Source organism: Gordonia sp. N1V, assembly GCF_029269935.1.
GTDB lineage: Bacteria > Actinomycetota > Actinomycetes > Mycobacteriales > Mycobacteriaceae > Gordonia > Gordonia polyisoprenivorans.
The window spans coordinates 266,117-289,947 of record NZ_JARJDD010000004.1 but is presented as its reverse complement, the minus strand read 5'-3'; the positions used below and the strand labels follow the sequence as shown (position 1 = coordinate 289,947).

Genomic DNA, 23,831 nt, shown 5'->3' with positions numbered 1-23,831 from the left:
AAGAGCCGGTTCGATGAGCGTGGTGCGCAGAGTCCTCGTGGGGACGGTGGTCCCCATCCTGATCCTCCTGGGCTGGGACCTGATCGTGCGGGCGGGAGTATTCCCGACGGCCTTGATCCCCTCGCCGTCGATGGTGCTGGCGACCCTCGGCGATTGGGCGACCGGATCGAAAGGAGGGATGTTCTACAGCGGAAAGTTGTTGACCGACACCGCCGCGACCCTCGAGCGAGTGGGCATCGGCTTCGTCTCGGCCGCCGTCGTCGGAGTTCTCCTCGGCCTCCTCATCGGTGTATCCCGATGGGCAGACGAACTTCTCACGCCCACCATGCGGATCCTCGGGCCTGTTCCGCCGACCACCTGGATTCCGGTGTGCATCGTCGTGTTGGGCATCGGCTCGCTCACCAACTACTTCTTGGTGTTTCTCGGTGCGGTGTTCCCGGTGGCGGCATCGGCAACGGTGGCGGTCTCGGGAGTGTCGCGCGATCTGGTCCGTGCGGCGCGGATGATGGGGCGTCGACGGCTCGGCGTCACCTTCGCCATCGTGTTACCCGCGGCACTCCCTGGAATCGTCGGCGGCCTGCGGATCGGTCTAGGCCTGGCCTGGATGATGGCCGTGACCTCCGAGATGCTGGCTGTCCGTTCGGGTTTGGGATACACGATTTGGAACTGTTACAACTACCTCGACTACCCGGGTGTGTTCGCCGCCATGATCGTTCTCGGGATCTGCGGTCTGGCGACCGACATGATCTTGCGTGCGATCAGTTCGTCGGCCCTACGCTGGCACACCGCGACAGGAGTTCGCGCATGAGTGCCACCCCCGCAGAGGTGCGAGCCGCCACCGCGGCAACCTCGGTCCACCTCGATGACGTGACCAAGCAGTACTGGCAGAAGGGGCGCTGCACCACCGCGCTGAACCGCTGCTCGCTGCACATCGAAGCCGGGGAGTTCTTCTCCCTGCTCGGCCCCAGCGGAACGGGCAAGACCACCCTGCTCAATCTGCTTGCGGGGTTCGAGCGCCCGGACGCGGGAACGGTCCGGATCGGTAGCCGCGACGTCGGCGGCCCCGGCCCCGACCGCGCCGTCGTGTTCCAGTCGCCGACGCTGTACCCGTGGCTCACTGCGGCAGGCAACGTCGCCGAGGGTATGCGCCATCTGAAACTATCGCGCTCGCAACGGAAGAGCCGTGCCATCGAGCAACTCGCGGAGGTGGGCCTCGAACATGCCGCCGGCCGGTATCCGCACCAGATGTCGGGAGGTATGGCGCAGCGCGTCGGTATCGCACGGGCACTGGCCATGCGTCCCGACGTCTTGGTGATGGACGAGCCTTTCGCTGCACTGGACGCCTACGTCCGACGCGAAATGCAGGAGCTGGCCGTGCGTCTGCAGCAGGAACGCAACGTCACCACGTTGTTCGTCACCCACTCGATCGAGGAGGCGCTGGTACTCAGCGATCGGGTGGCCACCATGGCCGATGGCAAGGTGACCGAGATCTTCGAGGTCCGCTCACCCCATCCACGCGACGTGACCGCACCCGACTTCAACGCACTGCGCCGGGCCATCGCCGACCGTATCGAAGCCGGTGTCCGCGCCGAACGTGAGCGGACGCGGTGAGCACACATGACCGGATCACCGACGTCCTGGCGTGCCACGAGGAATACGTCTGGACCAATTGCATGGTCCATTTCGACCCCTATGCGATCCGCGCGGCGGCGGCGTCGGCGCCTCCCGGGCCGCTGCACGGCCTGCAGTTCAGTGTGAAGGATCTGTTCGCGGTGCGCGGAGTGCCCTCGCGCGCAGGCAGTCTCGTTCTGCAGGGTTATCGGCCGACTGTCGAAGCGACGGCCGTCGCCAGGGCACGGCAGGCTGGCGCGGTGTTCGTCGGCAAGTCCAACTGTGCGGAGTTCGGATTCGGTATCGACACCGAGACCCGACTGGGTGGTCGTGTCCTGCACCCGTTTCGGGACGATCTCTCGCCCGGCGGGTCCAGTGGCGGTGATGCCGTGGCCGTCGCAACCGGAATCGCCGACTTCGCCATCGCCGGCGACTACGGCGGATCGGCCCGCTGGCCCGCCCAGGCGCTCGGAATCCACGGATTGCGTACGGGCATCGGCGCAGTGCCCCTCGACGGCCGTATCGGCGGTCTTGGTGCCACACGGCGCGCTCCCACCGGGAGCGGTTCTGCACCGTGGCGACTGAACCACCTGGAGACCGTGAGCGTGATGGCGCGAGATCCGCAGACGCTGCGGCGAGCCACCGACGCCGTGTGTGATTTCCGTATTCCTCGCGCGCGGACGCGACGGCTGTTGCTCTCCTTCGGCACCGAGATCGCCCCGATCTCGCGTGAGGTCCGCGCTGCGGTGGTCGAGGTTGCGGCGCGGGCCACCGAGCGGGGGTACACCGTCGATATGGCCGAGGACGTCTTTGCCGGGGCCATCGACACCTACAACCTGTTGCGCGCCCGGCTCGACGATCAGTCCGATGTGGCCGCTGTGGTCCGGGGCAATGAGGATCTGCTGTGTGATCAGACGCGCGAGGTGTTGGCGGACGCCCCTGGCCACGTCGTGATCGACGACGAGATCCGCGACGCGTGGACCACTGCGCTGCGCCTTCGGGAGCGCCTTCGGGAGGCCATGACCTCCTACGACGCTATTCTGATGCCCTGCGCCGCGGCTGGCGCGTTACCGTTCGGCGCGGGTGTGGAGGTCGACGGCGTCCGAGTGGAAGGCCATGCCCTGATGGCGCACCTGCGCGCCGTATCACTGACCGCCCTACCGGCGATGACGATGCCGGTGGATGGCGAGCGCGCGATCTCGGTGCAGCTCGTGGGTGCGCCCGGTGGCGAGCTCGACCTGTGCGATCTCGCTCAGGCACTGGCTGCGACCACTGGGCAGCGCACGTTGAACCAGAGCGCATCGGAGTCGACTCTGCACAGCGCAGGACGGAGATCATGATTCAGTCGACCGGTGTGGGAGGCGGTCGCGGTGTCGCCGAGTACCCGCGTGATCTGCGAGGGCGGGGCCGGAGCCCTCAGAGGTGGCGATGGCCCGGCGGACGACGCGTCGCGGTGAGCGTGGTGATCAACTGGGAAGAGGGCGCAGAGCGCAACGTGCTGCACGGCGACGCGACCTCCGAGAGCGCCGGATGCGATGTCGCCGACGGCGAGGCGCGTCTGAACGCACGGGATCTGCGCACCGAGTCAATGTACGGGTTCGGTACCCGCGTCGGCGCGTGGCGGCTCCTCGATCTCTTTGACGGGTACGGGATTCCGGCGACGGTCTTCGCCGCGGGTATGGCCGTCGAGCGGTATCCCGAGCTGGCCGTCGAGTTCGCCCACCGCGGCCACGAGATCTGCGGTCACGGCTATCGATGGATCGACTACCACGGCGTTGATGAACACACCGAGCGTGAGCATATCGAGCGCACCGTGGAAGCGATCACGACGGCCACCGGTCGGCGACCCGCAGGGTGGTACACCGGACGAACCAGCCCCAACACGCGACGGCTGATCGCCGAGGAGGGCGGATTCGTCTACGACTCCGATGCCTACGACGATGACGTGCCCTATTGGGACCGAAGCCTGGAATCACCGCATCTGGTGGTGCCCTACGCCTTTGACACCAACGACATGCGGTTCGCGACCTCGCCGGGATTGAGCGGCGCACGGCAGTTCGGCGACGAGCTCATCGACACCCTCGATGAACTCGTTGCCGACAGTGCGGCGGGCCCAAGCATGATGAGCGTCGGCCTGCACCTGCGTCTGGCGGGTCGACCCGCGCGTACTCGCTCAGTTCGGCGGTTTCTCGACCACGCTGTCCAGCGATCCGACGACGTGTGGTTCGCCCGGCGAATCGACATCGCGCGGTGGTGGATCGACAACGCCGGGGTACCGGCCGCACTGAGCGAAGGGGCGGGCAGGTGACCATCATCGGGATGATAGTCCCGTCGTCGAACACCGTGGTGGAGCCGACAACCGCGCGAATGCTCGCGCATCGGCCTGACGTGACAGTGGTGCACACGCGGATCCGCGTGCACACCATCACGATCGAAGGTAGCGGCGCCGCATTCGACGCCGAGTCGATGGTGTCGGCGGCACGACTGTTGGCCGACGCCGGCGTCGATGTGATCGTCTGGAACGGCACCGCCGGATCGTGGCTCGGTGTGCGATACGACAACGACATCTGCGCCGCGATCACCGCGGCCACCGGGGTGCCCGCGACGACCTCGACGCTGGCAATCATTGCGGCCTGCCGTGCATTCGGTGTGACCCGCCTGGCCGTCGCCACCCCGTACACGCCAGATGTGGTGGCCGCCATCGCCGCCGAGTACGCCACGCACGGTATCTGTGTGGTCTCACACGCCGAATGGGGATTGAGCGACAACAGATCCTTCGCCGATCCGCCGCCGGCCCAGGTGGCCGAGTTGCTCGCTGCTGCGGTCGGTGACAGCGCGCCGGAAGCGGTGGCACTGATCTGCACCAACGTCGACGGCGAGGCGGTGGCGGGCCAGATGGAGCACCTACTGGGAATCCCGGTGCTCGACAGCGTTGCTGCCACGTTGTGGTGGGCGCTGGAAGCCTCGGGCGGTGGTGCCGAGATCGTCGGGCACGCAACCCTACTGAGGCAGGCGTCATTTCGGCGCGGAGCCATGGCGATCGTCGACGAACTACGTCGCCAATTGGGCTGTGCCCGCGTCACCCTGCGCGTCGACCATGAGGAACTCGGCCTGCACGTCGACACCAGTGTTGCCGAGGCTCTCGCGCCGGGGGAGCCGTCGATGATGCATGCCGGCCCGGTCGATCAGCGGTCGATGCAGACCGTGCAGTGGCTGTTGCGGCACCGGGAAGTGCTGGTGCAGAATTCTTTTCAGAGTCCGCCCTTTCCGCCCTCGTCGCTTCGGGAGGTGTATGGGATAGCTGCCCAGATGCTCGGTCCGGTGGAGATCGGCGGTGAGGTGACGGCCTGGCTTTCGGCGCACAGCCGAAGCGAACGCCAATGGTCGGCCGCCGATGTCGCAGCGATGGACACAGCCGGAAAGGCTACTGCAGCACTGATAGCCGGACGAGATGGAGAGAAGAGATGACCGCGAAGACGATCCAGGTGTGCGTCGGCATCGACGTCGACTCCTGTGCAGGGTGGCTGGGCTCGTACGGCGGCCAGGATTCACCGAATGACATGCAGCGAGGGGTCTTCGCCGGCGAGGTCGGCGTTCCCAGACTGCTGCGGCTGCTGGCGCGCCGAGGCATGGTGAGTACCTGGTTCTGGCCGGGCCATTCCATCGAGACGTTCCCGCGGCAGGCGCAGATGTGCGTCGATGCAGGGCACGAGATCGGGGCGCACGGCTACAGCCACGAGAATCCGAGGTCGTTGAGTCTCGCGCAGGAGCGCGATGTGATGGAACGCAGTGTCACGCTCATCGAGCAACTCACCGGGGCACGGCCGCGGGGATACGTTGCGCCCTGGTGGGAGATGAGCGAGCACACGACGGCAATTCTGGCCGAATACGGATTCACCTACGACCATTCGCAGAACTACAACGATTTCGTTCCGTTCTACGCGCGGGTCGGTGACACGTGGTCTCCCATCGACACCTCGGCGCCCGCACATACGTGGATGCATCCCCTGGTGCACGGGCATGAGATCGATCTGGTGGAGTTTTGCGGCAACTGGTACGTCGATGACCTGCCACCGATGATGTTCATCAAAGGCCACGCCAACTCACACGGTTTCGTCAACCCCCGCGACATCGAGCAGATGTGGAACGACCAATTCGACTGGGTATATAGGGAGCTCGACTATGCGGTCATCCCGATGACCCTGCACCCCGACGTGTCGGGGCGTCCGCAGGTGCTGCTCATGCTCGAGCGGTTGCTCGATCGATGGGCGTCGTTCGACGGCGTCGAGTTTGTGACGATGGCCGATGCGGCCGCGGAGTTCCGGAGCCGGTTCCCGCTCGAGGGTGCTGCTCGTCCGGAATGTGTGGGGCGGTAGCAGACCGATACCGAATCCAGAGGCGGGAATCGGACAACACTCCACGGTGCGAACAGAGCGACCGGACTTGTGGGTCGAGAGATCACTCGTCGGCACGGTGACCACGTGTGCGTGGCGCCGTCAGGAAGGGGTCGGGACCAAGGCGTATCGACGACCAGATCGGTTACTGACGACTGGTGGAGTCCGCGCGGATGAGCGCGAGAACGTTTGCTGTGGAACCGGTCTCGGCGATCTGCGGAAAGATCGACTCGACGCTGTGCGCGTGACGCTCAGCGCTCGAGTCGGTCATCGCATCCGTCGGCAGTGACACATGGAAGCCCGCTTCGTGGGCGTCGCGGGCGGTCGACTCCACGCCCGCCCCGCTGGCGATGCCGACCACCACGACCTGCGTGACGCCGCGCGCCCGCAGCGTCTCGGCGAGCCCGGTACCGACGAACGCGCTCCGCGAGTGTTTGGTGACGACGATGTCGCCGGGCTCGGGAGCGAGGTCGTCGATGAACTCGGTGGCCTCCAGTGCGATGGTGCGCGCCGGCTGCCCGGCGTTGCGGTCGGTCCGGCCGGGCGGAATGCCCGCGACGTTGACCATCACCACCGGCAGATCGTGGGCGCGGAAGGCGGTGACCAGCTCGCCGATGCGCTCGATGACCTGCGCCGTCGGATGCGGCGCCAGATCGTCACGGAACGCGATCCCGCGTTGCATGTCGATGACGATCAGCGCGGTCATCGGGTCGAGAGTGGTCATGGTCACGATGGTTCTCCTTGCGTGTGCGTCGACTCGTCGAACCTGAAAGTACGCCCTGAACCTGGCAATGCTGGAATGTGTGCGGCCCCCGACCGTTGAACGACGTAGAAGGCACTCGCATCCGTCTGACCTGGTGTGCGGGTGCCGCGACACGGAAAAGAGGTGTGTGATGGTTGCCGACCTGAGCACGGCGAATGCGGCGGCGCACGGCGCGGACGTCGTGGACGAAGTTCCTGCGCCGATCCTGCCCACCGAGGACGATTTCTACGATGCGCCGGAGGGCTTGGAGAGCCTGAAGCCGGGCGAGATCATTCGGACGCGGCAGGTGGAGCTCAAGGACTTCTGGACCTCGCATCACCGCAACATGGGCTGGCAGGTGCTGTACCGCTCCACCGACCTCAACGGTGTGCCCGGGGTGGCCGCGACCACCATCGTCCTGCCGCGACGTCGGGCGACCGGGGCCAAGTTCCAGCTGCTGTCGTTTCAGTGCGCCATTGACGCCGTCACCTCGAGTTGTTTCCCGTCGTACGCGTTGCGCAAGGGGACAGGGGCGCGGCGTGCGGTGGCGCCTTTCGAGTTCCTGGTGGTGCGGCGCGCACTCGCGAAGGGCTGGGCGGTGTCGATTCCCGACCACGAGGGCATGCTTGGTGCATGGGGTGCGCCCCGCGAACCCGGGTATCGCACGCTCGACGGTATCCGTGCGGCTCTCGCGCTCCCGGAACTCGATCTTGCCCCCGACGTGCCGGTCGGCATGTGGGGCTACTCCGGCGGCGGCCTGGCCACCGCGTGGGCTGCCGAAATGGCACCGACGTACGCACCGGAACTGAATCTGATCGGCGCGGTCCTCGGCTCGCCGGTCGGCAACATGGCCTCCGCGTTGCTGCGTCTCAACGGGGGATTCCATGCTGCGCTGCCGATCATGGTGATCGCCGGGCTGCGGCGCGTCTACCCCGCGCTCGACGCCGCCATCAACGAGCACGCCACCGAGGCAGGCCGGCGCAACCTCGACGCGATCGCGCGCACCGGAACACCGGAGGCATTGCGCGAATTCAAGAATCACGACGTCGACGATTACCTCGACATCCCGGTAGCCGACATGCTCGCGCAACCCGAGATCGCCGAGATGATGACCGACATCCAACTCGGCAGTCACACACCGACCATCCCGCTGCTGGTGGTGCAGGCGGTGCGCGACGAGGTGATCGACGTCGACGACATCGACAGCCTGGTCGAGCGCTACCGCGAGAACGGGGCGTCGGTGACGTATGTGCGTGATCAACTCAGTGAGCACTACTCGCTGCTGCCGCTGTCGGGGCCGCTGGCCGTCTCGTGGCTCTCGCACCGACTCGCCGGCCGTCCGGCCCGCGACCGCACGGTGACTTCTGTTGCCGGACAACCGGAACCGCGGATCTCGCGGCAGTGGGTGACGGGCCCGTTCCGTAAGACTGAGGCGGCGTCGACGCCGAAGGCGTGAGATCACTCGATTCCGAAGCGGCGCTCAAGGAGTCGTTCCCGGCTGCGCCGGTCTGCGAGCTCATCCCGTGCTTGCGGATGCTGCCAGTAGTAGTGCAGCAGTGTGTGCAGGGTGAGTGGTCCCACGCATGACAGCGATGCGTCGTAGTCGGTTCGGCCTGCCAGGGAACGCACTTCGACGCGCGTCGTTGCTTTGAACCGCACGGGGTGCAGTTCGAGGAGTGCCTCCCACGGCGTGGTGAATTCCCGCCTGGTGCCCGGTTCGAAGGTCACTTTTGTCGGCGTCAGGATCACTGGGACGCCCGTGTGCGGTCGGAACGCGGCGACGACTCCGCAGAAGCAGAGAGCTGCACCAACCAGCATCATGATCGTCACCAGCGTCTCGTCTCCGGGTTCGGCCATGTTGGTGACCGTCCCGGTGTGTACGCCGTAACCGATTGCCAGACAACCGATGAACGCTGCGAGCGAGCTCGGCAATAGTGCCCATGACCGCGGACGCACGTCGATCACCAGCCCGCCGGCGGTCGATCGCACCGGTGCGCGGGCAAGCGAACGTCTGTCGATGGACAGCAGGACGAACATGTTGAGCCCGAGGATCGTGAACGTGACACCCCAGGACAGCAGATAGATCTCGTGCGCCGGTGTGCGATCCTGCGCTCCGATCGCCGCCACCACCAGGATCCAGACACCGCACGCAGTGACCATCAGACCGAAGAGTGCGGTCAGTTGCTGCGCCCGCTTCCACACCGTGGGCAGCGGAAGTTGTTGTCGTGTTGTCATTTCGGGCACACCAACCGTCCGATCTCGTCGCCTGCTTTGCCGAATACCCAGGTGCCGGCCGCAGCGCCGGCACCGGCACCGAGTACTGCCAGGGGGCCGGCCGGGGCTGACACCCCTGCTGCTGCGGCGCCCATGGCCCATCCGCCCGCGCCGCCCATGACCCCGCTCATCAGTGCACGGCATGCCTCGTAGTTGTTGTCGGCGTTGATGATGTCGGATGCTGCGACCGCGATCGACAGCGCGGGGCCGCCGAACTTCATCCCCGACGCGATGCCGGCGCGGGCGATGGGCCCGGCTTCGAGGTGTCCGTTCTTGGCAGCTACTTCCATCGAGGCCATGCCGGCGCCGAACAGTGTCTCGCTCTGATGGGTGAAGTAGCCGGCGTCGGCCGGCAGGTCTTGGTTGCGGGTGCCGTCGGGATTGAGCGTCCACCCCTTCTTGGCGCCGTCGGCGGCCACCACCTTGTACGCACCGCCCGACGGGGTTTGGATGCGTGTGGCAACGGTTCCCGAACGGTCGCCGCGGGTTTCGTTGATGGCGACGACCAGGTTGCCCTGCGGATCGTACTGAGTTTCGGTGTGCGAGGCGAGAGTGTCGTCCGCGGCGAACCCCGCCTCGACGGCGCCGTCGTTCCCGGCCGCTGACGTCGTGCGGTCGGTGATCACGGTCCGACCGCCGTCCTGCATGAGCACGGTCGTCGTCGAGCCGTTGACGACGGTGTCGGTGTCGACGCGGGCGATAGTGGTCGCGGCGTCGACGTCGCGGATCTGGCCCTGCCGGAGCTGCCCCCGTGAGTTCAGCCGGATTGGGTACCTCGTCCTGCGGAGGAGCCGCACTGGTGTTGATCATCGCCTCCATCATGGTGGGCGCCTGCGGCAGGGTGACGGCATGCGATTGTGCAGCCGCGCGCAGGCTGTTGGCAGTCGAGTCGTCGGCGGTGCCGACGGCGAGGAGTTTGGTATTGGTCGTCGCCTGCGCCGAATCCCGTTGTTTGCGTAGCTCAACCAGCGCCGCCGACGTGTACTCCTTCGGTCGGATCAGGACCACTCAGAGGTCGTTCACCCACAGATCGCCGGTCTCCACGGCGGTCACGTGATCGAGCAGCGACGACCGTGCCCACGCAAGATCGTGTGCCCCGATCGTCAATGCACCTGAGACGGCCTCGGCCGCATCGGCGATCGCATACGCTGCACGCTTGGCCTGATCGAACGACCGTTGGGCCGCGGTTTGCGCCGGGCCCGTCCACCCCTGGTACTCGGGCAGTCCGGCGCATTGCCCCGCCGCGTATTCGGCCGCGGTCTCGATGGCAGACCCCGCGGTCTTTACGGTGTCGGCGGCTTCGGTGAGTTGTTCCGGGTGCCAGCTCTGCAGGCGAGAACGACTGGGCAGCATGCGGTGTCAGGACTTCCACACCGATGAGAGCGGTGGCGACCTCGGTGTCTTGAGCGACGTAGTTGTTGGCTGCCCCGCACGGCCGCACCCATCGCGTCGAGGTGGCGGGCAAAGGTGTCGACGAGATCGACGAATCCCTCGCCGACGAGAGCTGAGGTGTACGCCGTGGTCGAGCCGGGAATGCACCGCCCGGCACCCGTGATCGCATCGGCGAGGTGGGCGTCGGCCACCGCCTGCGACGTCTGCGTCACCTGTGTTCCGAATGCGCGCAACGCATCTGGATCGACGTCCACCACACCCCCGTATGTCCCGTTTGTCCGGTCGGGGATGAACCTAACACGGCCCGCGGGTGGGGCCGTGTTGGTTATCCACAGGACGGTGTGGGGGTCAGTCCTCGAGGTCGGGTACCGCCCACAGATGGCGTTTGGTGGCGGCCTCATACAGTGGCGCGTCGCACGCGAACGGTGTTGCAGTCCTGCAGGCGTCGCGTAGCAACAGGAACGTGGGAAACGGGATCTCCCAGGTCTCGCGCAAGAGCCGGATGCAGTGCACGGCGGTCACACCGTGCTGGTGTCGGGTGATGTCGAGGACGTGTTCACGGCGGCTGGGTAAGTGACGGAAACCGGCGCTGGTCAACGCCGCTTCGCTGTGGCCGTCCTCGCCCAGCGCGTCGTCGGCAATGGTGCAGCGAATGCGTCCGGGTTTGGTGGCGCGGAAGGTGATGAGCTGCAGACGATCTGAGGCACGGAAGCATTCGAGGAAGTCGAATCGTCCGGGGGCGAGGTCGCCGAGTCGGGCGGCGAGATCCTCGGTGAACTCTCGCCAGGTGTCGGTGATGATCTGTTCGGGAGAGGTGGTCATGCGGCTCCATCGTCAGCGGTGAGTGTTCCCCGCAGGTGGCGGGGTGACTCGCACAGTAGACGTGGGTACCGACAGGGTCGGGTCAGAGCTGAGCGTCCGTCCACCGGAAGTCGCCGCGCTGCAGGGGTTCGATGCGTTTGAGGGCATACCACGTCGGCGTGGTGGAGGGTTGCGTCGAGTACAGGCCGTGGGATGCGGACACGACGCGATCGAATTGGCTTGGCCAGTGAATGGTTTCGGCGAGAGAGTCGAGGACGACGCGACCACGATCGAGTGCGCGGGTGACGTGTGCCGGCGCCGGGAGGAGGTCGGACTTGCTGCTGTTGCAGGATTGGCAGGCCAATACGAGGTTCGTCAGTCCGTCGATCCCGACGCGCGACCACGGGAGTACGTGATCGACGTGGCGTCCCGCGCGCAGCCGCGCATTGCAGTAGAAGCAGTCGTTGCCGAAGTGGTCGGCGAGGACTTCGGCCGGTCGGGCGAGGGAGACGCGTTCGGTGCCGAAGAGGTGGGCGGCGATGTCGGGCTCGTCGCCGAGGACCTCTCGGTTCATGCGCCGGACGTCGTCGACCCAGGCGAGCTGGAACGCCGGCTTGACCAGCGGGGCGAGGCGGGCGAGGGTGTGGCAGACACCGGGGAACAGTTCGATCTGGTTGCCGTGGGCGTCGATGACGCGTGTCGAGTCGGTGCCCAACCACGAGTCGTCGTAGAGGAAGCACTCATAAGTGCCGGTGCCGACGCGTTGCAGGAGCTTCAGGGGATAACGCACGAGGTTCTTCTTGATCGCGGACTGCGCTGCCTGGTACTCCTGTGGCACGGCTATTTTGGCGCTCTCGATCGGGATCTGACGCAGTCGTGCCGTCGCGTACGCAGCGCGGACTGCAGTGAGCTGAGTGAAGATGACGCTGCGCCCGCCGTTGGACTGGCGCAAGATCACGTGTCGCTTCTCGTCCAGCGGCCGTAGCTGGGGCCAGTAGAGCGCCATCACCCGCTCGGTGAGATCGTCGAGGTCGATCGACACCGCGGCGCCTGGATCGTCGGGCACCGACTCGACCGCGAGATCCAGCAATGCCACCATCACCGCGAGCTTGTAGGTCGCCTCGCGGCGCCCCTCCTCCAGCACCGCGACCAACTGCTGGCCGAGAGTGAGGGGATCGGTGGGCATGGGTGGAGTGTAGTGCGGGTGGTGGCGCTGCAGGCCGATCTCGCGGGCGAGGCGAAGCTGGGCGGCTCAGTGCTCAGCAGGGATTCGGCTCGCCGATCTTCACCGCTGACAGCACTGCCTGGCCCTCGGTGACCGGGCTACCGGCGAGAGGAGTCTGCGACACGACGATCCAGTTGCTGTCGACGAGCTGGCGTCGGCCCTCGCCGGTCGCATCTTCGCTGCGGGAGAAGAAGACTCCGGCACGCTGGATGGCGTTCTGCGCGGCCTGCAGGTTCATGCAGACGACGTTCGGCATGGTTACGGGTTCGGCCGCTGCGGTCGTGGTTGCCGCCGGCGGAACCGCATTCTGCGTCTTGGCGACCGTGGTCGAAGGCAGGACCTCGGTGGTCGTGGTGACCGTATTCGGCACGACAGCGGGTGTGGTCGTCGAGGTGGCGTCCGAGGACGAGGTGCTGCTACACGCGGACGCGGTTAGTACGACGACGAATATCGCCGATAAGACTGCCACACAACGAGATACCGTCTTCATCGTCACCGATCCTCCTGAAGTTTCCACGCCCACGATGGGGTGCATCGCCAGAACGGTACGCACTCATTACGTCCGAAGAGTCCGATTTTGCGGGAGGTTCCTCCGGGTGGTGGACATGCGGGGAGATGATCGGCGGGTTGGGTTGTCAGTTCTGTGTTCCCATCGTCGAGTCTGGGTGCAGTGCTGAGAGATAGCGCTCCGGATCGGCGTCGTATCGCTTGTTCTCTTCTTCGCAACGCGCCAGCATCGCGGACTTTTCGGCCTCGAGATGTTCACGTCGCGCGGCGTTCCGTTGGACCAACTTGATCACGACGAACACAAGGGCACCGGCTGCGATCAGTCCGACAACGACGTACCAGAAATGGATCACGAACCAGATGACTGCGCCGATCACCAACACTGCGCCGACGAGCAGCGGAGTTGTGTCAGAACTCTTGGAAGACAAGATTTTCCTAGATCTTTGGACCGAGCACAATCGGCGTCGGTGGTGTGAAGGTGGGGTTGTCGGGCAGTGGTTGCTCGCACAGGGAGTCACCGACGTGTGTTTCACCGTTCGTGCGGATGCGAAGGGCGACTCCCCTTGGCGTGCCAACGAATCGTCGTACCAAGCAAACCGCGGGTATCCGTAAGCGCGGTACTCGTCGATGGTCAGGGGAGGGTGATGCGGTGGCTCGTCTGTGAGCGTCTGCCACGCAGTTGAGTTCACGATCTTCACCGTTGCACTCGACTGGATCTGACAGAGTGCAGGGTGAGCCCGAACGGAGGTCGCGTGCCCCAGATGTACCCCGAGTCCCCGCGCTTCGCCACGCCAACGGAAAGATCGGTGTGGTTCGCGCTGCGTGACCAGCTGGCCGACGATGATCTGGTGATCCACGGTCAGCGGGTCACCGATCACGAGAAGGACCACGAGGCCGACTTCGTGGTCGCGATCGCCGGCGCCGGCATCGTGTGTCTTGAGGTCAAGGGTGGTGAGGTCTGGCACGACGGTGACGGCTGGCTGCAGTCGCGGCCGGGGAACCGGCCGAAGCGGATCGACCCCGTTGCCCAAGCACGCGGCGCGTGTTACGCATTGCGGTCCTACGTTGAGACCCACCCGGCGTGGACTCGCGGGCGTTTGCGGTGGGATCACGTTGTGGTGCTACCGCAGTCGCTCATCGACGACGACTTCGCGTTGCCGGACTGCCCGCGGTGGAAGGTCGTCGATCGTAACCAGCTCGATCACCTCGTCCCACTCATCCGTCGGGTCCTCCTCGACAAGGAGCAGAACCTGCCAGCCCTCGACGCCTCGGCGATCGAGCAACTCGTCACCACACTGAGCGGGCGCGGGCTGCCTCAACGCGATGTCGTTGCCCGATCACTCGAGAACGAGGAAGCCGCTGACGCGCTGACCGAGCAACAGTCGGTGCTACTGAACGCCATCTCACTGCTGCACCGTGTGGAGGTGCGCGGCGGGGCCGGCAGTGGCAAGACCTTCCTCGCCGTCGAGCAGGCCCGGCGACTGACCAAAGCCGGCCAACGGGTGCCGCTGCTCTGCTACTCGCACGGTCTCGCCTCGTATCTAACCCGTCTGGTGGCCGGCTGGAAGTACACCGAACGACCCGCATACGTGGGCGAATTCCATCAGCTGGGCATCGAGTGGGGAGCGGCAACGGGTCCCGACGAGTCGGTTGTCAGCGATGCCGCACAGCACTTCTGGGAGCACGAGTTACCGAACGAGATGACTGATCTTGCCGAGGCGCTGGATCCCGGACATCGCTTCGACGCCGTCGTCATCGATGAGGCGCAAGACTTCGCCGACGAATGGTGGCGGCCGATCCTGGCGTGTCTGCGAGACCCCGACGACAGTGGCATTTATGTGTTCAGCGATGAGGCGCAGCGCGTGTTCGATCGGCACGGGGCGCCGCCGGTGTCCCTGGTTCCGCTCCTCCTGGATCAGAACTTGCGGAACACCCGCCAGATCGCGTCGGCCTTCAGTCCGCTTGTCGGACAACGCATGCAGCTGCGGGGAGGAGAAGGGCCCGATGTGCGCTTCGTGGCGTGCACACCGGACGAGGCGCTCGGCTGTGCCGACCATCAAGTCGACCTGCTACTCGACGACGGCTGGCGTTTCCAGGACGTCGCTCTGCTCACAACCGGTAGCCGACACAATGAGCAGATCGCACGGCAACAGCAAGGGCCACAGGCCTATTGGGACACCTTCTGGGACGACGATCAAGTCTTCTACGGCCACGTCCTCGGGTTCAAAGGCTTGGAGCGACGCGTCGTCGTTCTCGCACTGAACGAGTCCGCGCCTCGGGACCGGTCCAAAGAGCGGCTCTACGTAGGGCTCTCGCGGGCTCGTGATCAGCTGGTGGTGTGCGGCGATCCGGACTTCGTGTGCAGCGTCGGTGGAATCGATGTGGCGCGCCGGTTGGGTATCTGACGGTTCTGGCGGCAGTGCCATCGAGAAACTATTCGATCACCGCGTCGACCCGCCACACGGCGTCCCCCGCCCTCGCCGAACTGTGACCTGACCTACTCGACCCGCCCCGCTATGTACACGAGACGGGCATATCTGTAACTTAACGACAATGACTGCAAGTAGTACGCGTACGCCCAAGGGTGGCGAGCGCGTTGAGAGTCCCTCGTTGACGGTCTTGCGGCCGGTCCGGGGCGAACTCCTTGCTGCCCTGACCTGCGTGATCGTGTCCACCGCGTCGTCGCTGGTGCCGTTGATCGGGGTTGTCGAGATCGCACGCCTGGTGATCGCCGATGGCCCGCTCGACAGCAGACGCGTGTGGTGGGTCGTGGCCGCCATCGGTGGTGGTCTCGTCGTGCGAGTGACCTTCATGATGGCCGGCGGATGGCTCTCCCATCACGCCGACATCCGTCTCGCGAGCGCGCTCAAGCGCCAACTCGTCACCAAACTCGGGCGACTTCCCCTCGGATACTTCACCCGCGCGAGCAGCGGGGCGGTCAAGAAGGCCGTCAACGACGATGTCCAGACACTGCACCACCTCGTCGCCCACGCCGTGCTGGAGGTGACCGGCGCGATCACGGTGCCGGTTGTTATTCTCGCCTACCTGGTCGTCGTCGACTGGGTGATGGCGCTGATCACGGTGGTGCCACTGGTGCTCGGGGCGGTCGGCTACGCACTCGCGATGCGCGGGAGTGAGCAGATGTTCATGCGTTACGACGCCGCGACCCGAGAGCTCGGGGCGTCGACGGTCGAGTTCGTCAACGGCATCAGCGTCGTCAAGGCATTCGGCCGTGTCGGTGTGGCGCACCGCCAATTCAATTCGGCAGCAGACGAGTTCAGCACCTTCTACTCCACCTGGATGCGAATGTCGCAACGCGGCATGCTGATCATGGAGCTGGCCACCAGCCCGGTCACCACGCTGGTCACGGTAGGTGTGGCCGGACTCGCCCTGACCCAGGCCGGACAGCTCACGCTGCCCGATCTCGTCGCCTTTCTCGTTCTCGGACTGGGGATCACCGCACCCATCACGGTGCTCGGATACAGCGCGCAGGCCCTGCGAGAAGCGTCGCAGGCGGCCCGGCGCGTCCTCGACTTCGTCGATGAGCCCGAATTACCCCTTGCCCATGAAGCGCCAGCACTCGTCGGCGAGCAGCCCACGGTGACCCTCGACAACGTCGGATTCCGTTATCAATCAACAGCTCCGCGTGCGCTCGCCGAGGTGAACCTGACTCTGCGTTCAGGCACGGCGACCGCGATCGTGGGGCCGTCCGGGTCGGGCAAGTCAACACTGGCCGCGCTGCTCGCGCGGTTCGGCGATCCCGAGACCGGCGCTGTCCGCATCGACGGCATCGACGTGCGTGAGCTGCCGGAATCGGTGCTCTACCAGAAAGTCTCGCTGGTCTTTCAGGACCCGCTTTTGCAGCGAACAACCGTGCGCGACAACATCCGACTCGCGCGCCCCGACGCCGACGATGCCGAGGTCCGCGCTGCCGCCGACACCGCTCAACTGGGCACACGGATCGCCGAGATGCCGGCGGGCCTCGACACCGTCGTCGGCACCGACGTGCGGCTCTCCGGCGGTGAGGCGCAGCGTGTCGCCATCGCCCGCGCCGTCATGGCCGACACCCCGATCCTCGTGCTCGACGAGGCGACGGCGTCGGCAGACCCGGAGTCCGAAGCGCAGATCCAGCAAGCCTTGACGGGGTTGTTGCGGGGCAAGACCGTCGTGGTCATTGCGCACCGGCTCAGCACCATTCGCCACGCCGACCAGATCGTCGTCCTCGACCACGGACGCATCGCCGAGATCGGCACCCACGACGAACTCGTCGACACGGGCGGTGCCTACGCCGCGCTTTGGGAGGACGAGCAGCGCCAGGAACGACAGGGGAACCGCGGATGATCACCTTGCTGTCGAAGCTCCTCGACGCCCCGGATGTGCGGCGTCTCCGAGGGCTGGTTGTACTCCTCGCTATATTGGCGGTCTTCCAAGGTGTGATCTACGTGCTGCTGGTGCCGCTCCTGCGGTCGGTCTTCGACGCCCGGTGGGGATCGGCGTGGGCGGCGGCGGGCGCGATCGCCGCACTCGGCCTCGCCTACCTGCTACTCATGGCACGCTCGGTGGCCGTCGGCAACGACCTGTCGTGCCGAACCCTCACCACCCTGTTGCGGCGCCTGGGATCTCAGGTCGCCACCTTGCCGCTGGGCTGGTTCGACGCCGAACGCACCGGCGAGCTCACCCGCCTGGCCGGAACCGGATCGGTCCAGATCGCGTCGGCACCGGCAAACCTGCTGCGCCCGATCATCGTGGCGGCCGGCGTTCCGGCGACCATTGTGGTGGCGCTGAGCGTGATCCAGTGGCAACTCGCGGTCGCGCTCGTCGTCGGCGGTGCCGCGGTCGTCGCCGGCACCCGACTGTTCACCGGGATCGTCAAACGGTACGAGGTCGATTACGAAGCAGGCCTGGCTGATTCGTCGGCGAGGATCGTCGAGTACGCGGTTACACAACCGGCGTTGCGGATCTTCGGGCGTGCCGGCAGTGGTCGTCGGCTCGTCGACGGCGCGCTCGATCGCTTCGAGCGGGCCGGCCGACAACTGACCCTCGTGGCCGGGTTCGTCGGAATGTCGTTCTCGGCATTGATCATCCAGGTTGTGCTGACCGCAGTCATCGCACTGAGCACCTATCTATACGTGGGTGGCACCGTCGACGCCGGGATGCTGATCGCGCTGCTGGTGCTCAGCGTCCGCTTCGTCGAGCCGCTGCTGCAACTCGGCGAGCTGACCGGCAATCTGCGCGTCGGACGTAGTCACCTCGAGCGCGCCATGACCATTCTCGATGCGCCCGTCCTCCCCGAACCCGCCACGCCCGCGCCGGTCACCGGGCTCGACATCGAACTACGTGACGTCGACTTTGGATACGACGGCGACCAGGTACTCACCGGTGTGTCATTCACTGCGCCGGCGCAATCGTTGACCGCGCTCGTCGGCCCATCCGGCTCGGGCAAGAGCACCATTCTGCGGTTGATCGCCCGTTTCTACGACGTCGACGACGGCGCGGTTCTTCTCGGTGGCAACGATGTCCGCGACATCGGTACCGCCGGGCTCCTCGACCACATCAGCATTGTGTTCCAGGACGTATATCTGTTCGACGGCACCATCGCCGACAACATCCGGCAGGCCAAACCCGATGCCACCCCCGCGCAACTCGCGCAGGTCGCCGCGGCCGCGCGGGTCGACGAGATCATCGCGCGGCTCCCCGACGGATGGGACACCCGAGTCGGTGAAGGCGGAACGGCACTGTCGGGTGGCGAGAAACAACGCGTCTCGATCGCACGGGCACTGCTCAAGGACGCTCCCGTCGTCCTGCTCGACGAGGTCACCTCCGCGATGGACCCCCACAACGAGCGGGCGCTGCAGGATGCGATCGCCGAACTCGCCCGCGCACGTACCGTTCTCATGATCGCCCACCGGCTGCCCACCGTCCGCGACGCCGACGCGATCGTCGTCCTCGACGACGGTGCCGTGGTGCAAACCGGCACCCACGAGCAGCTGATCGGCGTGGACGGGGTGTACCGCGACTTCTTCGAGCAACGGCGCCGCGCCCAAGGCTGGGCCATCACCCCCTGACCGGTCCTCGTCGACCGCTCGTCAACACCCAACGCCCCACCGTGGGCCCAATCCGGAGGTATCGTGTCGTGGACAGACGCCAATTTCTGCGTGGATCACTGATTTTGGGCGCCGCAAGCGCCGTTGTGGGGGTTGGTGCGGCGTGCGGGTCGTCGTCGACTCCCACCACCGACCGGCTCCGCATCGCCGCGCTCGGTAGTCCCACCGACACGCTGGACATGGGAACGGCGAACAGCGTGATGACCTATATCGCCGGATACAACATCTGGGACAGCCTCGCACTGATCGTCGGCGACAAGGTGACAATGCAACTGGCCGAATCGATCACACCGAACGCCGATGCGTCCGTGTGGACGGTTCGACTCAAGGACGGACTGCGCTTCTCCGACGGCTCAGCCGTGACCGCCGACGATGTGCTGGCAAGCCTGCGTTCGCTTGCGGCTTCTCCGAATATCGCCCAGTTCTACAGCGACCTAGACTTTTCCGCGTCCCGCGCCACCGACCCGCGGACCGCAACGCTGGCGCTGAAGCGTCCACGTGCCGATTTCGTCGAAGCGACGCTGGCGATGATGAGCATCGTGATGCGCTCCGGTAAACCAGACCCCGCCATCGGCTCCGGCGCCTACACGCTGTCCTCGGGCAACGCCACCGACGGGTATGTGCTGCGGCCGTCGCCGCATTACCGCGGCACGACGCCGTCGCTGACCCAGGTGGAGATCCGGGGGATCACCGACTCCACCGCTCGCCAGAACGCGCTCACCAGTGGGGAAGTCGACATGGCCCTCGAGTTGAGTGCGACCGGCGCCCAGACGTTGTCGTCGAATCCGTCGTTCACGGTGACCCGGCTCGGCGGTGCCGGCTCCCGCGCCATGTCGTTGGTGCTCAACACGCGAATGGCGCCCTTCGACGATCCGAAGGTCCGCGAGGCCATGATGATCGCCGTCGACCGCAACCAACTCGTCGACGTGGTGATGCGCGGTCAAGGGCAGGTCGGCAACGATCTCGTCGGTAAAGGGCTACCCGGCTACGACGCATCGATTCCCCAGCGCACCCGCGACGTCGCCCGGGCGCGCAGTGTGCTCGCGGCCAAGGGAGTGCGGACGTTGACACTGGTCAGTTCGGAGATCGCCCCGGGCACCAACGCCGCATCAGAACTGGTCAAGCAACAGCTCGCCGACGTGGGCGTCGAGGTGACCGTGCAGACCAAGGATCCGTCCAGCTTCTTCTCCAACATTCCCTCGCTGCTCTCGACACCGTTTCTCACCATGTACTACGTGAACCGCCCGGTCGCAGCCTCGTTGCCGTTCATGACCGGACCGACCTCGCCGTACAACTTCTCCGGATACTCCTCGCCGGCCTTGGAGAAGGCGCTCGACGCCGCCACGACCACCGTCGATCCGGCCAAGCGGGCTGCCGAATACAATGCGGCTCAACGCGATCTCCATGATCATGGCGCAGAGATTATCTGGGGCTATCAGGACACGATCAACGGCAGCGCTCGCGGTGTGCAGGTCGCCGAGTACAGCCAGGGCATCCCGCTGTTGGCCACCGCCCGATTCACGTGAGTGACCGGCTTCGGCGGGCGGTGGGATCTGCTGCCGTACGGCGATGCGGATACGCGCTTCTGGTGGTGCTCGGCGTGAACATCGTCGTATTCTTTGGCGTCGCAGCACTTCCCGGCGACGCAGCCACTCAGGCCGCAGGCTCTGCGTCCTACACACGAGTCGACGACCTGCGCATCGAGTTCGGTCTCGACAAGCCGGTGTGGGAAAGGTACCTGCAGTGGTGGCGTGGTGTCTTCGACGGCACGTTGGGTACCTCGCTGCCCGGTCAGCAGCCGGTCGCCCAACTCATCGGGGAACCGTTGGTGCGCAGTCTGATTCTCGCCGGTATCGCCGCTCTCATCGCCGTCGTCGTGGGGCTCGGTGCGGGAATCTCAGCCGGATTCAGACCGGGTTCGGTGACCGATCGGATCATCAGCGGAGCCGCACTGGTGCTCATCAGCAGCCCAGAATTCGTGGTGGCGACCGTGGCGATCCTGGTGTTCGCCTATCAACTCGACTGGTTGCCCGCGGTGTCGTTGGTGCCGGTCGGCGGCAACGTCCTGAGCGCCCCACAGATCCTTGTGCTGCCCGCCCTGTGCCTCGGCCTGTATGCGGCCGGGAGCATGGCGCGTCTGGTGCGCGCGGCGGTGCGCGTGGCCGCCGACTCGCCGCACGTCGACGCCGCCGTCCTCGCCGGCCTCCCGACGGCCGCCGTGCTCGGCAGACATGTGTTGCCGTCGGCATGGGGTCCGATCGCGCAGGTGGGGGCGCAAGTGGTGCCCTACCTCATCGGGGGAGCGGTGGTCATCGAGCGGGTCTTCGGGTACCCGGGGATCGGGTCGTTGCTCGTCGACCGGATCGCCGCGCGTGACGAGGCGACGGTCCTGACGGTGGTGACTCTCCTCGCCGCGGTCTCCGTGACCGCGTATGTCGCCGCTGACGCCGTTGTCGCACATTATGATCGGCGCTCGGTGGGGGTCGTCAGTTGACCGTACGAGACCGTGGGATGACGGCCGGACTCGGGAAATCCCGAGCGTTGCGGCGGCTCCTCATCGCCGTCTGCGCGGCCGTTCTGGGTGCCGGACTGCTGGTTGCTCTCGGTGGGCCGTTCATCGCCGATCGGGTGCACGGCGGGCCGGACCGCACGCTCGGTGCGTCGTATCTGCCGTCGTCGGCGCACGATCCGTTGGGAACCGACTATCTCGGACGTGACGTCGCTGCGCGCGTACTCGCCGGTGGCGCGACCATCGTGGTCATCCCGCTGATCGCGGTGATCCTCGCCGAGGCCGTCGGCGTGCTGGCCGGCATCTGGTTCGCGCAGACCCGACGGTCCGAACGTCTGACGCGGTACCTGCTCGACGTGGTGCTCGTGGTGCCGCCCGCGGTGAGCCTGCTGGTGGTGCTCACCGCCTCCGGCACGAATCCGCTCGGCCTGATCCTACTGGTACTGATGATCAGCCTGCCGTTCGTCAGCCGATACGCGCAGGCGTTGGCCACACCGCTGGTGTCGTCGGGATTCGTTGCGGCAGCGCAGGCGCGGGGCGACTCGACCGCGCGGGTGATGGTGTGTGAGATCCTGCCGAACCTGATCGTCCCGGTGGCCGCAGACCTCGGGACGCGGTTTGTCGGCGCCGTCTATCTGGTGGCGACCGCGAGCTTCCTCGGCGCCGCGACGCTCGACGGCACAGCCAACTGGGCGAGCATGGTGCAGCAGAACGCCGCGGGCCTCGCGCTCAATCCGTGGTCGGTGGCCGCACCCGCCGCGATGATCGCCGTCATCACCATCCCGGCAAACATCCTCGCCGACATATACCTGGAGCGACGGAGATGACCCCGACTTCGGCACAACAGGATTCGGTGCGCTCGGATACGGTGCACATGGAGGACCTGTGGGTCCACGACAGGACCGGTACCGCCGTCCTGGCCGGAATGAACCTCCGCATCGGCGACGGCAGCGCGCACGCCGTGGTCGGCGAATCGGGATCGGGGAAGACCACGGCCGCATTGGCGCTCCTCGGATATGTGCCCCGCGGGCTTCGGCACTCGCGCGGTGACCTGACTGTTTTCGGTACTCGGCCACTGGCGTTGGCGGGCAGCACGTTACGCAGTTTCCGGCGCAGCGTCGGATACTTGCACCAAGATCCGGGTAGCACGCTCACGCCGACCCAGACCGTCGGGTCGGCGATCGCCGAGCTCGCGATACCCACCGTCGAGCCCACCGAGATCCTGCTGTCGGTCGGGCTGCCCGCCGACGACGAATTCGTCGCGCGGTATCCCCATCAGCTCTCCGGCGGGCAACGACGCCGCGTGGCGTTGGCGCGGGCACTCGCCGGCGCACCCCGCATGCTCATCGTCGACGAACCCACCGCCGGACTCGACGCCACCGCGGTCACGCAGGTCATCGACGAACTCCACGACGCGCGCCGCCGACACGGCTTCACTCTCGTGGTGATCACTCACGATCTCGACGTGGCCCGCGAACTGGCGACATCGGTCACCGTCGTCGACTCCGGTCGTGCAGTCGAAAGTGGCTCCATCGCAGACGTTCTCGACAGTCCCGCGTCTGCGGCCTTGCGTGAGATCGTGCGCGCGCACGACGCAATCCGCTCGGGTGTACCCGCCGACGGCGACGCCGACAGCGGTGTGCAGCTGCGTCTGGATCAGGTGACCGTCGGCGCCGGACGATCGACGACGCCGCTGTTCGCGCCGGTCGATCTCACGGTCTCCGGCGGCCAGTCCGTCGGTCTGATCGGCCCGTCCGGTGTGGGGAAATCAACGCTGGTACGTGCGATGGTGGGGCTCGCCCCGACGCTGTCGGGGTCGATCACCATCGACACCGTGCCACGCAGCGGCCGCCGATGGCAGCCGAGGCCGGTGGCGCTGATACCCCAAGACCCCGACACCGCACTCAATCCGGCTCTGCGCGTGCGAACTTCGATCACCCGAGCGCTACCAGGCCGCCACGATACCGGCGGGCAGGTTGACGCGCTGCTCCGCGATGTCGGCCTCGATTCGGAGCTGGCCGACCGGTTGCCGACCGACCTGTCGGGCGGGCAGCGTCAACGCGTGGCGATCGCCCGAGCGTTGGCCACGAATCCGTCGATTCTGCTGTGCGATGAGGTGACCAGCGCCGTTGACACCGTCACCGAGGAGCGAATCCTCGCTCTGCTCGATGGAATCCGAGTGCAACGCCGGCTCGCCCTGGTGATCATCACCCACAGCCCCGCTGTGGTGTCACGCATGTGCCAGAGCATCGTCGAACTGAGGGGGAAGTGA

22 protein-coding genes are annotated in these 23,831 nt (G+C 66.2%); 14 read left to right on the top strand and 8 right to left on the bottom strand.

Annotation, left to right across the window (positions count from 1 at the left end; translation table 11 throughout):
• The first annotated feature begins 22 nt into the window (after positions 1-22).
• The 6 genes from P3L18_RS07990 (at position 23) to P3L18_RS07965 (ending at position 5,987) form a co-directional block, all read left to right on the top strand.
• Positions 23-808, top strand: coding sequence for an ABC transporter permease (locus P3L18_RS07990; protein WP_276113808.1), 786 nt, complete (start codon positions 23-25; stop codon positions 806-808).
• Positions 805-1,611: an ABC transporter ATP-binding protein gene (locus P3L18_RS07985; protein ID WP_079930889.1), complete on the top strand. Its 807-nt coding sequence runs from the start codon at positions 805-807 to the stop codon at positions 1,609-1,611. The genes P3L18_RS07990 and P3L18_RS07985 overlap by 4 nt, the downstream gene beginning before the upstream one ends.
• Positions 1,608-2,951, top strand: a complete 1,344-nt coding sequence (locus tag P3L18_RS07980) for an amidase (protein ID WP_079930888.1) — start codon at positions 1,608-1,610, stop codon at positions 2,949-2,951. Before P3L18_RS07985 ends, P3L18_RS07980 begins: the two co-directional genes overlap by 4 nt.
• Before the next feature lie 113 nt (positions 2,952-3,064).
• The gene (locus tag P3L18_RS07975) at positions 3,065-3,919 is read left to right on the top strand and encodes a polysaccharide deacetylase family protein (RefSeq protein ID WP_253194067.1); all 855 of its coding nucleotides are present in this window, start codon (positions 3,065-3,067) and stop codon (positions 3,917-3,919) included.
• Between the two features lie 107 nt (positions 3,920-4,026).
• The gene (locus P3L18_RS07970; protein WP_276113807.1) at positions 4,027-5,079 is read left to right on the top strand and encodes a GAF domain-containing protein; all 1,053 of its coding nucleotides are present in this window, start codon (positions 4,027-4,029) and stop codon (positions 5,077-5,079) included.
• Positions 5,076-5,987 carry a polysaccharide deacetylase gene (locus tag P3L18_RS07965; protein ID WP_265077277.1) on the top strand — a complete coding sequence of 304 codons (912 nt, stop codon included), beginning with the start codon at positions 5,076-5,078 and terminating at the stop codon, positions 5,985-5,987. Before P3L18_RS07970 ends, P3L18_RS07965 begins: the two co-directional genes overlap by 4 nt.
• 163 nt (positions 5,988-6,150) lie before the next feature.
• Here P3L18_RS07965 and P3L18_RS07960 read toward each other — a convergent pair whose 3' ends face one another.
• Positions 6,151-6,735, bottom strand: coding sequence for an isochorismatase family cysteine hydrolase (locus P3L18_RS07960; RefSeq protein ID WP_079930884.1), 585 nt, complete (start codon positions 6,733-6,735; stop codon positions 6,151-6,153).
• 163 nt (positions 6,736-6,898) lie between these two features.
• Here P3L18_RS07960 and P3L18_RS07955 point away from each other — a divergent pair, with 163 nt between their 5' ends.
• The gene (locus P3L18_RS07955) at positions 6,899-8,203 is read left to right on the top strand and encodes a lipase family protein (protein WP_079930883.1); all 1,305 of its coding nucleotides are present in this window, start codon (positions 6,899-6,901) and stop codon (positions 8,201-8,203) included.
• Positions 8,204-8,205: 2 nt separating this feature from the next.
• Here P3L18_RS07955 and P3L18_RS07950 read toward each other — a convergent pair whose 3' ends face one another.
• The 7 genes from P3L18_RS07950 to P3L18_RS07920 form a co-directional block, all read right to left on the bottom strand.
• Positions 8,206-8,982: a hypothetical protein gene (locus P3L18_RS07950; protein ID WP_276113806.1), complete on the bottom strand. Its 777-nt coding sequence runs from the start codon at positions 8,980-8,982 to the stop codon at positions 8,206-8,208.
• On the bottom strand, positions 8,979-9,818 hold the full coding sequence (locus P3L18_RS07945; protein ID WP_276113805.1) for a hypothetical protein: 840 nt from the start codon (positions 9,816-9,818) through the stop codon (positions 8,979-8,981). Before P3L18_RS07945 ends, P3L18_RS07950 begins: the two co-directional genes overlap by 4 nt.
• Positions 9,819-10,029: 211 nt before the next feature.
• Positions 10,030-10,374, bottom strand: a complete 345-nt coding sequence (locus tag P3L18_RS07940) for a hypothetical protein (protein WP_253194064.1) — start codon at positions 10,372-10,374, stop codon at positions 10,030-10,032.
• Positions 10,375-10,761: 387 nt separating this feature from the next.
• Entirely contained in the window at positions 10,762-11,235 is a 474-nt protein-coding gene (locus tag P3L18_RS07935) for a hypothetical protein (RefSeq protein WP_276113804.1), read from the bottom strand.
• A gap of 82 nt (positions 11,236-11,317) precedes the next feature.
• Positions 11,318-12,400, bottom strand: coding sequence for an HNH endonuclease (locus P3L18_RS07930; protein WP_276113803.1), 1,083 nt, complete (start codon positions 12,398-12,400; stop codon positions 11,318-11,320).
• Positions 12,401-12,473: 73 nt separating this feature from the next.
• Positions 12,474-12,809: a PASTA domain-containing protein gene (locus P3L18_RS07925; protein WP_276113802.1), complete on the bottom strand. Its 336-nt coding sequence runs from the start codon at positions 12,807-12,809 to the stop codon at positions 12,474-12,476.
• A gap of 265 nt (positions 12,810-13,074) precedes the next feature.
• Complete coding sequence (locus P3L18_RS07920) at positions 13,075-13,374, bottom strand: hypothetical protein (RefSeq protein WP_276113801.1); 300 nt, start codon at positions 13,372-13,374, stop codon at positions 13,075-13,077.
• A gap of 324 nt (positions 13,375-13,698) precedes the next feature.
• On the opposite strand from P3L18_RS07920, the gene P3L18_RS07915 reads away from it, so the two are divergent.
• The 7 genes from P3L18_RS07915 (at position 13,699) to P3L18_RS07885 (ending at position 23,831) form a co-directional block, all read left to right on the top strand.
• The gene (locus P3L18_RS07915; protein ID WP_276113800.1) at positions 13,699-15,351 is read left to right on the top strand and encodes an NERD domain-containing protein; all 1,653 of its coding nucleotides are present in this window, start codon (positions 13,699-13,701) and stop codon (positions 15,349-15,351) included.
• 148 nt (positions 15,352-15,499) lie between these two features.
• Positions 15,500-17,287 (top strand): ABC transporter ATP-binding protein, encoded by a 1,788-nt coding sequence (locus P3L18_RS07910; protein ID WP_276113798.1) that lies wholly within the window; start codon positions 15,500-15,502, stop codon positions 17,285-17,287.
• The gene (locus P3L18_RS07905; protein WP_276113797.1) at positions 17,284-19,011 is read left to right on the top strand and encodes an ABC transporter ATP-binding protein; all 1,728 of its coding nucleotides are present in this window, start codon (positions 17,284-17,286) and stop codon (positions 19,009-19,011) included. Before P3L18_RS07910 ends, P3L18_RS07905 begins: the two co-directional genes overlap by 4 nt.
• Positions 19,012-19,079: 68 nt before the next feature.
• A complete protein-coding gene (locus P3L18_RS07900) occupies positions 19,080-20,576 on the top strand; it encodes an ABC transporter substrate-binding protein (RefSeq protein WP_276113796.1) in 1,497 nt (498 codons plus the stop codon).
• Entirely contained in the window at positions 20,573-21,544 is a 972-nt protein-coding gene (locus tag P3L18_RS07895) for an ABC transporter permease (RefSeq protein WP_346348423.1), read from the top strand. Before P3L18_RS07900 ends, P3L18_RS07895 begins: the two co-directional genes overlap by 4 nt.
• Positions 21,541-22,386, top strand: coding sequence for an ABC transporter permease subunit (locus tag P3L18_RS07890; RefSeq protein WP_276113794.1), 846 nt, complete (start codon positions 21,541-21,543; stop codon positions 22,384-22,386). Before P3L18_RS07895 ends, P3L18_RS07890 begins: the two co-directional genes overlap by 4 nt.
• Entirely contained in the window at positions 22,383-23,831 is a 1,449-nt protein-coding gene (locus P3L18_RS07885; protein WP_276113793.1) for an ATP-binding cassette domain-containing protein, read from the top strand. Before P3L18_RS07890 ends, P3L18_RS07885 begins: the two co-directional genes overlap by 4 nt.